We start from the raw sequence: 12,973 nt of genomic DNA on the forward strand, positions 1-12,973 counted from the left end.
GCAAAAAAGCCTGTTTGCACAACGGCAAACAGGCTTCAAGACTAGTAAGGAATCAGCATTGCTATCTCGGCTCAACAATTAGTTTAATGGCTGTTCGATCCTCCCCGTCAATGACGATGTCCGTGAAGGCAGGAATACAGATCAGATCAACTCCGCTCGGTGCCACGAATCCCCGGGCAATGGCAACTGCTTTTATCGCTTGATTAAGAGCTCCCGCTCCAATCGCCTGCAACTCAGCATTTCCTCTTTCTCTGAGAACACCGGCTAATGCACCTGCGACTGAATTCGGATTGGACTTGGCTGAAACTTTTAATACTTCCATGATAAGTACCTCCCCTGGGAATAGGATGATGGAATGTTTTCAAATGCATGGTCCAACAAACATGTGACAAATGCAGCAACTTGAACAGCTTGATCCACGTTCCTTTTTGTTAGCACGGAAGTCCGTTTCAATACATCGGCGCGATCTTTTTTCTTGAACAGACTCTAATAAATGTTATTCGCGAGATACGAAAAAATTCCTTCTTTTTTACAGCCCATCACATGATGCACTGTATGGTGAAGACGAAGGCTCCACTTTGTTAGGAGCAGCCTTTATTCCATGCGCCACTCGTCTTCCATTAGTCTGATCTTCTCGATCTTCACTGCTCTACCGGTCGACTCCTCGATCTCAACGACCACCGCATGGAAATGCCACTTACCTTCATCCACATTGAATCGAACCGGCAGGCCCGTCAGGAATTTCTGTAGTACAGCATCCCGCTGCATGCCGAGTATGCCGTCTCTAGGCCCTACCATCCCAACGTCCGTTATGATGGCAGTTCCTTCTGGCAAGATCCGTTCATCATTGCTCTGGACATGTGTGTGCGTCCCCACAACGATTGATGCTCTTCCGTCAAGATACCAGCCCATCGCAATCTTCTCTGAAGTGGCTTCGGCATGGAAGTCGACAAGAATGCACTGGTGTTTCTTCCTGAGTTCATCCACCAGTTCATCTGCTTTGCGGAAGGGACAATCCAGTGGCGGCAAAAAGGTACGGCCTTGGAGATTAACGATCGCTAGTTCTTTGCCGTTTGCCTTAATTACCGCGTGACCGTTGCCTGGAGTCGTGTTATCCGGGAAATTAGCCGGCCGAATCAAACGTGGCTCATTCTCAATGAACTCGAAGATATCCCGATTATCCCATGTGTGATTTCCCATGGTAATGCCGTGAATTCCCCAATCGAAAAATTGTCTGGCAATCGCTTGTGTAATACCGCGGCCAGACGCTGCATTCTCACCATTGGCAATAATGATGTGAGGATTATATTTCGATTTCAAATAAGGTAAATTCTCTTTCACTGCTGTACGACCAACGCTGCCTACAATGTCACCTATGAATAAAACCTTAATGTGCGTTGCCTCCTTATTAACCCAATTAATGAATCAAGAATCATCTATGAATTAGAAAAGTGGCCGTTATCCGGCCACTTTCTTACGTTCATTCTTATTTCAGGATTATGCATATGCAAAATCCTTATTTAGCATATTCCACTGCACGCGTTTCTCTAAGTACCGTAACCTTGATGTGTCCAGGGTAATCCAGCTCATTCTCGATCATTTTGGAAATATCTCGAGCTAAGCGGAACGACTCTGCATCATCAATTTTGTCTGGTTGTACCATAACACGAATCTCACGCCCCGCTTGAATCGCATACGATTTCTCAACACCTTCAAACGATTCCGAGATCGCTTCGAGCTTCTCCAGTCGCTTGATGTAGGTTTCGAGCGTTTCACGACGTGCACCTGGTCTTGCTGCAGATAGAGCGTCCGCTGCACCCACCAGCATCGCAATCACTGAAGTTGCTTCCGCATCTCCATGGTGAGAGGCAATACTGTTGATCACAACCGGATGTTCTTTGTATTTCTTCGCCAGCTCCACACCAATTTCCACGTGTGAGCCTTCCACCTCGTGATCCAGTGCTTTACCAATATCATGAAGGAGCCCGGCACGTTTGGCAAGCACGATGTCTTCGCCAAGCTCTCCAGCCATAAGCCCTGTTAAATATGCGACTTCCATCGAATGCTTCAGTACGTTCTGTCCATAACTTGTACGGAATTTCAAACGGCCCAAAATTTTGATCAGATCCGGATGAAGACCATGCACTCCAACTTCGAATGTAGCTTGTTCTCCATACTCACGAATACGTTCATCCACCTCTTTGCGAGACTTCTCAACCATCTCTTCAATTCGAGCTGGATGAATACGGCCATCAGCCACCAATTTCTCCAAGGCAGTGCGGGCAATCTCACGGCGAATCGGATCGAATCCGGACAGTATAACAGCTTCCGGTGTATCATCGATAATGAGGTCAATTCCAGTAAGGGTTTCAAGAGCACGGATATTACGGCCTTCACGACCAATAATACGGCCCTTCATTTCTTCGTTAGGCAGAGTTACAACAGAAACCGTTGTTTCCGCAACATGGTCCGCTGCACAACGCTGAATCGCCAAGGTAATAATTTCACGAGATTTCTTGTCAGCTTCTTCCTTCGCCTGCTGTTCAATCTCTTTAATCATCTGAGCTGTTTCCAGTCGAACCTCTTGCTCTACGTTAGACAAGATGATGCTTCTCGCATCCTCCATCGTCAGATTGGAAATTCGTTCAAGCTCAGCAACCTGACTCTTGTAGATCATTTCAATTTGTTGCTGTGTTTCATCAATACGTTTCTCTTTGTTGGCCACTTGTTCTTCTTTGCGTTCCAAGGACTCCAATTTTTTATCCAGCGACTCTTCCTTTTGCAACAATCGTCTTTCTTGTCGTTGAACTTCATTTCGACGCTCACGAATGTCTTTTTCAGCTTCGGTACGTACACGATGGACTTCGTCCTTTGCTTCAAGTACCGTTTCTTTCTTCAGCGCCTCTGCGTCCTTTCTCGCGTTCTCTACGATTTGGACAGCAGCTTCTTCAGCGCTAGAAATTTTAGCCTCAGCTAAAGATTTGCGAATAAAATATCCGGCAAGGAACCCAATAACCCCAGTAGCTAAAGCGGCAACAACGAGAATCAAGATGTCTACACCACCCATTATGTTCACCTCCTCGTTGATTCCTCCAAGGGATTTATCCTTGGGATATTTGCAATTGTTGTGTTCGAATCTTACACATTTTACAAAAAAAATGGAAACGGTCGCAATCACCGTCTTCTTGTTGTACACACAGTGCATGTACATATTACCATCGACAAAGGATGGTCTTACATCATTAAACATGAGGACCATACGAAGGTCGAACAAGAAATTTTTTTGGAAGGAAAAAATACTTATTCGTGTATGGACTCATGTACATTTTAGTATTCGTGTTAAGAAATTGTCAAGAGAATGCGCTTTTTATGGTATGGACTGTCCTAGTCCATCATTTCTTCTTCATCCACTTCACCGGCATGCTCATCCGCATACTGGGTTTGAAGCTGTCCGATAACCTTCCTCGTCACCTCTCCAGAATATCCACGACGCATTAAGAATGGATAGGTTTTACGCTTCTTCTCGAGCATGTCACCTTTAACCTGGTCCCACTTTTTGCGTCCAGCAGTCATCGCGCTGTCCCATTCTTCTTCTACACTGACTTCACCAAGAGCAAGCTGAATATGATCTTTAGCGATTCCTTTTTGCCGGAGCTCCTGTCCTACCCACAGTTTCCCCTTTCGATGATTGGAAATACGCTGTCTAGCCCATTCTTTTGCATAGAATTCGTCATCGATCAGCCTTTCTCGCTCTAGTCTTAATAGTACATCTTCAATAATTGAATCCATATATTCCTTTTGCTTTAGCTTCTGTGTCATCTCGTGCCTTGTTCGCGGTTTCCGCTCGAGGAATTTTAGACTTTGCACATAAGCTCGCTGCTTCTCATCAGCTATAACAATTTCTTCAAGCTCCGTTTTATGAAATGAATTCCCTTTAATCATCCGGTATTTAATCATCACGTCTTCCAGTACAGACAGCTCATACTTTCCAAATGATATCATATACCTCGCTTCACGCCCTCGCAGCTTCTCTACACGAGTTATTTCCAGTGATTCATTAGGAAAATGGGAGACACCCCGCTCTATGTCCTGGTTCATATCCTGCTCGTAATTGTCGTTCATCCTGTGTCTCTCACTTCCTCATAACTAAATTTGTAGTGCAGCTGTAAAACTAGACAAAAAACCGCAGATCAAGTGAGCTGCGGTTTACAGAAAATCTAAATCAAAAGAACACTATATAACCGACATCAGCGGTTGATTGCATTGCAGATTCAATTCAATACTTGACTCGTCATTGCACGACCTAAGCCTCACAATATCGAGAACAATAATCAAATCAAACATTTATTCTATTTCAAACAATTCCTGTTCTTCTTCAGCTTCCTTCGCTTTATCAACGTCAGACTGAGCTGGAACGGTGGTTGTCAAATTACTTGCTTCACGCACTTTCAACTCAATCGTTTGTGTAAGCTCAGGATTCTCCTTCAAGAACTGCTTCGAATTCTCACGGCCTTGACCTAAGCGATCACCGTTATAGGAATACCAAGCACCGCTCTTGTCCACGATGTTGTATTCTGTAGCGATGTCGAGCAGACTTCCTTCTCTGGAAATCCCTTCACCATACATAATATCAACTTCTGCTTGCTTAAATGGAGGAGCAACCTTATTCTTCACAACCTTAATCCGAGTTCGGTTCCCGACAACATCGTTCCCCATCTTGATGCTCTCTACACGGCGTACGTCAAGACGTACAGTTGAATAGAATTTAAGCGCACGGCCACCAGGAGTTGTCTCTGGGTTACCAAACATGATGCCGACCTTCTCGCGAAGCTGGTTAATAAAGATCGCAATTGTCTTCGATTTGCTAATCGCACCAGACAGCTTACGAAGAGCTTGGGACATCAGACGCGCTTGAAGACCAACGTGGGAATCACCCATATCGCCTTCGATCTCTGCCTTCGGCACGAGTGCAGCTACAGAGTCGATAATAACGATATCAACCGCACCACTGCGTACGAGCGCCTCTGCAATCTCTAGTCCTTGCTCACCTGTATCCGGCTGGGACAATAGCAATTCATCAATATTAACGCCTAACTTTCTAGCATATTGTGGATCAAGAGCATGCTCTGCATCGATAAATGCTGCTTGTCCACCTTGCTTCTGTACTTCAGCAATAGCGTGAAGTGCTACGGTTGTTTTACCAGAAGATTCAGGTCCATATATTTCGATAATCCGGCCTCTAGGGAAACCACCGGTTCCTAATGCAATGTCCAAAGCAATTGATCCACTGGGTACAATTTCGACTTGCATGTGAGTTGATTCACCCAGTTTCATAATTGAACCTTTACCAAATTGCTTCTCTATTTGACGGAGCGCCATATCCAGCGCAGCACGACGATCTGACAATAAACTCACATCCTTCTTTATTTATAACTCTATGATACTCTCTTTGTGTTCGTTTGCCAAGCATTTTTTGAGAACATACATTCGTTTTTTTGAGGAGCGGGGCGCCCGCCGGTCTCTCTCTAACTTTCAAATTCAAAATAAAAGAATAAAAAAGGAAGAACCAGCGCAAATCAAGTTCGCTTCGGTTCTTCCGATATATACAGTATACTGATTCCAGCGCTGGTCGTCAAACCGTTATATCACAGTCCGGATAAGCGTCAGGCCAGCTTCTCGTTCTCGACAAGCTTGCGCCATAAGCGATACAGCAGGGTTTTGGCTGAACGAATACGGATCGTCTCCCGGTTGCCGCTTAAGTTAAGTTCGTAAATCTCTGTTTCCCCTTCACGCTCCGCAATGCCGATATATACAAGGCCGACCTTCTTGCGCTCTGAATAGCCAGGTCCAGCTACCCCCGTAACAGCCAGGCCATAATCAGCATCCGTAATCATCCGGACCTGTTCTGCCAGCACTTTGGCTACTTCAGGACTGACCGCTCCAGGAGCATCTTCCCCTTCGAGATAAGCATGGGGAACGTTCAACAGTTTCTCCTTCATTTCATTTGTATAGCACACGATCCCGCCACGAAGCATCGTTCCGCTTCCCGGTATGGATGTCAGAAGTTCCATGAGCAGGCCTCCTGTACAGCTCTCTGCAGCCCCCAAGGTCAACTCACGGTCCGCCATCATCTCTACGATGACATGCTCAATAGGAATGTCATGGCTTGCATACAAATGTTCCGGTAACCGCTGTTGAATTTGCAATTCAAGCTCATTCAGTTTGACCATGGCCTCACTTTCGCTCCCGGCTTTGGTAGAGATTCGAACCGTCACTTCGCCTTCTCCAGCATAAGGAGCAATCGTCGGATCTGTCTGTGCCGAAATAAGATCCTTCAGCTTATCCTCCAGCATAGATTCACCGATACCCGCAAACTTCAGCATTTTAGAGTAGATCGGCATCTCACCGGTAAGCGCATGCTGCTGAAGCCATGGTACAGCTTGGTTTATAAACATAGGCTTTAACTCTTTAGGAGGTCCGGGCAAAATAATATAATATTTGTCATCTTGGAAAATCGCGTTACCAAGAGCAAGCCCTGTCTCGTTCGTAAGCGGAGTTGCTCCTTCTATTAATGTCGCTTGACGTTTGTTGTTCTCGGTCATAATGGTTCCACGGCTCGTAAACATTTGCTCAATCTTATCCAGAGACCGCTGTTCGATATGAAGCTCTCTGCCCAGCAATTCAGCTACAACATCCTTTGTAATATCATCCTGGGTCGGTCCAATTCCACCCGAAAAAATAATGATATCAGCCCGGCTTCGTGCGGTCTCTATCGATTGCTTCATCCGCAGTGCATTATCACCAACAACCGTTTGAAAATAAACATCAATACCGATCGCGGCAAGCTCTTTTGATAAAAATTGTGCGTTCGTATTTACAATTTGTCCAAGCAACAGCTCTGTGCCTACTGCAATAATTTCTGCTTTCATGACGATGCCTCCATTTCCTCTGTGTCAAATAGCTTCTATATTAGAAGAAGTTTCTTGGATTCATAAATATAACTTTTAAAAAAAGCAATAGGATCACCTATTGCTTTTACTTAGAGTCCTTCATTTTTTCACGCTTTGGATTGTGTCAACAAATGCTTGTTCTTCACGAAATAATCAATACCTGAGTAGATCGTAACCAAAGTAGCCAGCCATATTAATATGGTATCCATCGGTATTCCGATAAAAGCAAACGGAAAATTGTTCAGAAGCAGCAGTGATATGGCAACGATTTGAATGATGGTTTTGATTTTTCCCCAAGCGCTCGCAGCAACGACAGAACCGTCAAGCAGGGCAATCTGGCGAAGGCCGGTAACCGCAAACTCTCTGCTCACAATAACGACGGCAATCCATGAAGGAATGCTTCCCATCTCAACCAAAGATACGAGCACGGCAGTAATAAGAAGCTTGTCTGCCAATGGATCTAGAAGCTTGCCCAGGTTCGTGACTAGATTATGCTTTCTGGCGATATATCCATCAATACCGTCTGTACTGGCCGCTATAATGAATATAATCACTCCAATGAGCTGATTGTACGGTAATGTATACTCACCCATTTGAATCGGCGACGGATACATTTCAAAATCAACAAGCAAGAACACCATCATGACCGGAATCATAAAAATTCTTGCCAGTGTAATCCGGTTAGGTAAATTCAAAAAAAAGCGCCTCCCCTTTACATCGTACTATTAGGAACAACCATCCTTCTTGCTCCAAGTCTTTTTTGCCTAAGATATGTAATGTTAATAACAAACATTCGTGTCTGTATAAGTCCCCACCGAGTATATTATACACCAATATACATGTCAAAAAAGACATACGTTAAGAGGAACGAAATGAACCGTTTCATTTCGCATCATTTATAGGCGATAAATTAACAGAAACAGCGGTTTACTTCATATTCGTAAATTGCAGATCCAACGGAAGATCACTTGATCGCAGCAATTGAATAATCGCTTGAAGATCATTTTTGCTTTTTCCAGTAACGCGGATTTGATCTCCTTGAATCTGGCTCTTCACCTTCAGTTTGGAATCACGAATAAGAATGTTGATCTTCTTCGCATTGTCCTGGTCAATTCCTTGCTTGAAGCCAAGACGTTGTCTTACCGTTCCCATAGAAGCCGGCTCTACCTTACCGTAATCCAAATTTTTGAGAGGCAGACCTCTCTTCACCATCTTGGATTGAAGGACATCAATAACTGCATTCAGTTTATATTCATCATCGGACACAATAATTAGCGCGTCCTTCTCGATCTTCAGGCTGCTCTTGCTCCCCTTAAAATCATAACGACTCGCTATTTCTTTCTCTGCCTGTGTCACCGCATTCGTTAATTCTGCCAAATCGAGTTTGGATACAATATCAAATGAACTTTCTGAACTCATGTAAAAAACACTTCCCTTCATGTAATCTGACCTTGTGTAAATCATATGAAATTGTTTCGTGTACCATTATATTGAAACAATAAATGCGAAGTCTAATCATGTTCCTCACAGCTTGTGCAACGATATCTCGTAAAAACATGTACAGCGAATGCGCTGTACATGTTGGAATGAGTCCTATTTTACTGACCGTCTTCAGATCCAGCTGCGCTATCGCTGTTCGCGTCATCTTGGGCATCCTCACTGCCTTCGCCTTCAGCAAGCTGAAGCAGAATCCGATTCGTCGTCTTGCCATCAGTCACCACTTGACCATTCACGGTAATTTCCGTCGCAGGGGCATAGCCTGACTTAATGTACATCCCCTCTGAAGTCAATTCAAAGCTATGCTGATCTCCAGCAACTGTATTGCCATACACCAGTTGTTCTCCGCTCGAATTCTCACCTTTATAAACTTCGAGCCAGCTTCCGCCAGAAGCGTTGATCTCAACCGTAATTGGCTCTTCCGCACTTCCGCCCGTCACATCAAAAATCGTAATGTTGCCTGAAGTGCCGCTTTCTGTAACGGTAACAGGAACATCTTCTACAGACTCTTCTTCCTGGCCTGCCCCCTCTTCAGGAGCTGTTGCATCCGGATTCTCTTCACCGTTCGGATCGCCGCCACCTACTTCAGAACTTGTTTCTTCAGCATCCTCACCAGTCCCAGGCTCAGGTGTATTCGGCGCAGGCTGATTATCCGTTTGTCCTGTAGATGGCTCGTTTGGATCTTCTGCCTGGTTTAAGGTAGGCACCCAATAGAAATAAATAAGAACCAAAATTAAAGCTAAAAAAGTCCATGGCAGAACAATAGACAGCCATTTATTGTTCCGTTCTGCTTGTGGACGGCTGGAACGCTTCTGCATGACAGGCTCCATGGTAGCTTCCTGCTCAGGGACCGGAACATCCTTCTTGTGACCTTCCAGCAGCTCCTCAGGATTTAAGCCCACCGTCTCTGCATAGGTCTTAATAAACGCCCGTACATAAAAGCTGCCTGGCAGCACTTTGTAGTCACCTGATTCAATCGCTTCGAGATACCTCTTTCTAATCTTTGTCATCTCTTGAACGTCATCAAGACTCAATCCTTTTTGCAGCCGGGCCTCCTTCAACTGCTGACCCAGTTCAGACATGCCAATTCCTCCTCATTCTTTCGTATTCACTAAGATGCTTATATATAAACACATTCCTTTAAATTGTCATATTAATCCTAAAGATCGTCTGTATAATTCGCAGTAAATGTATCATATAAAATCTCTTCATCCGGATTATTGCGAAGCTCAATAATAATATCAAAATCATTGTAGTCATACTCAGATTCCTGAACAAAAATGTCAGGGTGCTCAATAACCTTAGTACTAGGCATATTCATAATCTCTTGCAGCAAATTGTAGTGTTTTTCGTTGGATCTTATTGTGCTCACAATACCATCAATTATAAATACGTTGTTCGGGTTCATCTCGTCCTCAGACATCTGACTTCTAATCGTTTGACGAAGGAGTGTAGAAGAAACAAAGGTCCATCGCTTCATTGCGCAAACACTGCCAGCAATAATGGATTCTGTCTTACCCACTCGCGGCATTCCGCGAAGTCCAATGACATGATTACCTTCTCTCTTGAATACTTCACCCAAAAAGTCCACGAGGAGCCCAAGCTCATCACGGGTAAAACGGAACGTTTTCCGGTCATCAGAATCGCGATCAATATATCTGCCATGTCGCACGGCCAAAATATCGACAAGCCGCGGCGCACGGAGCGCAGTCACCGTAATATTGTTAACCTTCTTGAGCATTTCTCCAAGAAGCTTTATTTTCTCATCGTCGTCCGACTCAAGAAGCATACCTCTTGTTTTGCCCTCGACTCCGTTTATCGTCAAAATGTTCACTTCGAGCATACCCAGCATTGAAGCAATGTCTCCCAACAAACCAGGTCTGTTCTTATGTATTTTATATTCCATATACCACTGTTTGTACTCCATTTAAACACCTCTGAAGCCTTATTCCTCATCATTCGACATAATCAGCACATTTTATAAGAAAAATGTTGCATCTGACATCCATCAAACACGGGTCTATCTAATGATATATAAAATGAAAATGAATTACAAGAACACGAATGTAACAATTAGAGAAAAGCCCCCTTACGGGAGCTCTCCTATGCATTAGTTATGCATTTTTCTTGGCCAATTTGACCATAAGTTTTGCGATAGTGCGACGTTCTTCATCATCGCCAACATCCCACAGTTCTTTTAATGCGCGGTTGGAATGGTTAGCAGGATCGACTTTCTCATCAAGGAAATCACCAATCTCATAGGCCAATTTGTTAATGACATCTTGGCTCATCCCCAATTTTTCGGCTTGCACGACACGCTCACCTAGAAACTTCTTCCATGCATCATAGTTACTCACTACTGTTGACATTATTAAATCCTCCTTTGCACAAAGCATGAGATTTAAAAAGTGGGCAGTAGTTAATATGAGCAGATAAAGTTTCTAATATACTGGTGAGTTTATACAACAGATCGTTATGTCAGCCAGCCGCCGTTCGGCGATATAATCTGACCATTAATGTAACCCGACTCGGGCAGTGCCAGGAAGTAAACCAGCGAAGAGATTTCATCCGGCTTTGCCAATCTGCCTGCCGGAATCTCCTCTTCAATCGACTTGATCTCATCCGCATCAAATGACTGCATCATTTCTGTCTCCACAGCACCTGGGGCAACAGCATTAACTGTTACTCCTGAAGGAGCCAGCTCCTTGGCGAGCGCTTTAGTGAAGGCATTGATACCGCCCTTCGTTGTTGAATAGAGCACCTCACAGGAGGCACCTGATATTCCCCAAATTGAAGAAACATTTATAATACGCCCATAACGCTGTGATATCATGTGTGGCATAAACATCTGGGTGCACATGAACACACCCTTTAAATTGAGTGCCATAACCGCGTCCCATTCTTCCTCAGACACATCACTCAGCAGTCCATAATGACTCACTCCCGCATTGTTCACAAGAATATCGGGCAGCATGTTATGGTGCTCCAGCTTCTCATACATTCTTTCAATTTGTTCCTTGCTCCGCAAATCAGCAGATACGGTCATGATTCTGCCGCCGTGATCCATGCAGCGTCTCGCCACTTCATTCGCAGCCTCGTGAGAGTTCATGTAGTGAATAACCACATTCATGCCAATGCTTGCGAATCGTTCTGCTATGGAAGCTCCAATTCCCCTGCTTGCTCCTGTAACCAGAACCGTTGTTTCCAGAATAGGCTTCATGAAGGATCCGGTTTCTCTCTCCATTAAGGACTCACCACCAATGATATGGCTAACTGCTCCCAATTCACATGTTCTTTGAGACGTCTGTTGACATCCTTCAGTGTAATGGACTCATATATCGGCAGCACATTAAATAAATCCCCGCCTCTAAATTGATAACGGGTAAATTCATGTGCAATACTCTCGGGTGAATTCAGCATTCGAAGGTAACCACCCATTTTCTTTTTGCGTGTACGTTCAAAATGAGCTGCATCAAAGCCCCTCTTCTGGATCTCCTCCACTTCCGCACGAACCCGGGAGAGCAGCAGATCAGGATCCTTGGTGTCCCCTCCGATGGCAGAGAATCGATACTGAGGTGAGCTGTTATATTCATGACCAAAGCCGTCAGATATTAAATCTTCATCATACAGCTTCTGATAAAGCTCTGTACTTGATCCAAATAGCAAATCCATCATCAATCTTGTTGTCAAATCTTCACGCAGAAGCTCTTCCCCGCGCAGACCCTTTGTATCTTCTTTGAAACCAAATAAGCATTTAGGTAGTGAAACCGCAAGTTTTGCTTCGCGCCGCTTCTCTCCAACTTCAGTCGGCTCTTGATCAAACAGGCGCTCTATTCTTCCTTGCTTATCATAATTTTTGCTCGCTTGATTCTCCCTGACAAGGTCCATGACTTCTTCTGCATCTACACCGCCTACAACAAATAGCAGCATGTTGCTCGGATGATAAAATGCATTGTAGCAATCGTACAACGTTTCCTTCGTAATGGTGCTGATGGAATCAACCGTTCCCGCAATATCGATCCGAACCGGGTGTTTCTGGAACATGGCCTCAATTAATCCAAAATAAACTCGCCAATCTGGATTATCCTTATACATGTTGATTTCCTGACCGATAATCCCTTTTTCTTTGTTGACATTTTCATCTGTGAAATATGGATTTTGCACAAAATTAATCAAAGTTTCGATATTCTTGTTGACATTCTCTGTAGCCGAAAACAGGTATACTGTTTGATCAAAGCTCGTAAAAGCGTTGGCGGAAGCCCCATTGGAAGCGAAGGCAGCAAAAATATCACCTTCCGGCTCTTCAAACATTTTATGCTCCAAAAAATGGGCAATCCCATCTGGGACACGCTGCTCCTCATTGCCCTCCACTTTAAAGTGATTGTCCACAGACCCAAACCTTGTCGCAAATGTAGCGTAGGTCTTCTCAAAGCCCGGCTTCGGCAGTACATATACGGAGAGTCCGTTGTCCATCACTTCATAATATAAAGTTTCCTGCAGGTGTTCATACCGTATGCTCTCCACCG

The 12,973-nt window shown here is 44.3% G+C and carries 13 protein-coding genes; all 13 read right to left on the reverse strand.

Features of this window, described 5'->3' with window-relative positions; all coding sequences use genetic code 11:
- Positions 1-61: 61 nt before the first annotated feature.
- On the reverse strand, positions 62-322 hold the full coding sequence (locus ACFQ3J_RS09940) for a stage V sporulation protein S (RefSeq protein WP_019005392.1): 261 nt from the start codon (positions 320-322) through the stop codon (positions 62-64).
- A gap of 272 nt (positions 323-594) precedes the next feature.
- On the reverse strand, positions 595-1,392 hold the full coding sequence (locus tag ACFQ3J_RS09945) for a TIGR00282 family metallophosphoesterase (RefSeq protein WP_091155290.1): 798 nt from the start codon (positions 1,390-1,392) through the stop codon (positions 595-597).
- A gap of 124 nt (positions 1,393-1,516) precedes the next feature.
- Positions 1,517-3,067 carry a ribonuclease Y gene (gene rny / locus ACFQ3J_RS09950; RefSeq protein ID WP_091155288.1) on the reverse strand — a complete coding sequence of 517 codons (1,551 nt, stop codon included), beginning with the start codon at positions 3,065-3,067 and terminating at the stop codon, positions 1,517-1,519.
- A gap of 317 nt (positions 3,068-3,384) precedes the next feature.
- Positions 3,385-4,122: a regulatory protein RecX gene (locus tag ACFQ3J_RS09955; RefSeq protein WP_251583254.1), complete on the reverse strand. Its 738-nt coding sequence runs from the start codon at positions 4,120-4,122 to the stop codon at positions 3,385-3,387.
- Positions 4,123-4,344: 222 nt separating this feature from the next.
- Positions 4,345-5,406, reverse strand: a complete 1,062-nt coding sequence (gene recA, locus ACFQ3J_RS09960) for a recombinase RecA (RefSeq protein ID WP_091155284.1) — start codon at positions 5,404-5,406, stop codon at positions 4,345-4,347.
- Between the two features lie 257 nt (positions 5,407-5,663).
- Positions 5,664-6,929: a competence/damage-inducible protein A gene (locus ACFQ3J_RS09965; RefSeq protein WP_091155281.1), complete on the reverse strand. Its 1,266-nt coding sequence runs from the start codon at positions 6,927-6,929 to the stop codon at positions 5,664-5,666.
- Positions 6,930-7,057: 128 nt separating this feature from the next.
- Positions 7,058-7,645: a CDP-diacylglycerol--glycerol-3-phosphate 3-phosphatidyltransferase gene (pgsA, locus tag ACFQ3J_RS09970; RefSeq protein ID WP_091155278.1), complete on the reverse strand. Its 588-nt coding sequence runs from the start codon at positions 7,643-7,645 to the stop codon at positions 7,058-7,060.
- 232 nt (positions 7,646-7,877) lie between these two features.
- Positions 7,878-8,369 carry a YajQ family cyclic di-GMP-binding protein gene (locus ACFQ3J_RS09975; RefSeq protein WP_091155276.1) on the reverse strand — a complete coding sequence of 164 codons (492 nt, stop codon included), beginning with the start codon at positions 8,367-8,369 and terminating at the stop codon, positions 7,878-7,880.
- 179 nt (positions 8,370-8,548) lie between these two features.
- Positions 8,549-9,529 (reverse strand): helix-turn-helix domain-containing protein, encoded by a 981-nt coding sequence (locus ACFQ3J_RS09980; RefSeq protein ID WP_251583252.1) that lies wholly within the window; start codon positions 9,527-9,529, stop codon positions 8,549-8,551.
- 77 nt (positions 9,530-9,606) lie between these two features.
- Complete coding sequence (locus ACFQ3J_RS09985; protein WP_091155272.1) at positions 9,607-10,374, reverse strand: DUF3388 domain-containing protein; 768 nt, start codon at positions 10,372-10,374, stop codon at positions 9,607-9,609.
- A gap of 187 nt (positions 10,375-10,561) precedes the next feature.
- Positions 10,562-10,816 (reverse strand): DUF3243 domain-containing protein, encoded by a 255-nt coding sequence (locus ACFQ3J_RS09990; RefSeq protein WP_091155269.1) that lies wholly within the window; start codon positions 10,814-10,816, stop codon positions 10,562-10,564.
- Between the two features lie 104 nt (positions 10,817-10,920).
- A complete protein-coding gene (ymfI, locus tag ACFQ3J_RS09995) occupies positions 10,921-11,691 on the reverse strand; it encodes an elongation factor P 5-aminopentanone reductase (RefSeq protein ID WP_091155268.1) in 771 nt (256 codons plus the stop codon).
- Positions 11,691-12,971, reverse strand: coding sequence for an EF-P 5-aminopentanol modification-associated protein YfmH (gene yfmH, locus ACFQ3J_RS10000; protein WP_251583250.1), 1,281 nt, complete (start codon positions 12,969-12,971; stop codon positions 11,691-11,693). Before yfmH ends, ymfI begins: the two co-directional genes overlap by 1 nt.
- Positions 12,972-12,973: the final 2 nt, after the last annotated feature.

The organism is Paenibacillus provencensis (assembly GCF_042678545.1).
Taxonomy (GTDB): domain Bacteria; phylum Bacillota; class Bacilli; order Paenibacillales; family Paenibacillaceae; genus Paenibacillus; species Paenibacillus provencensis.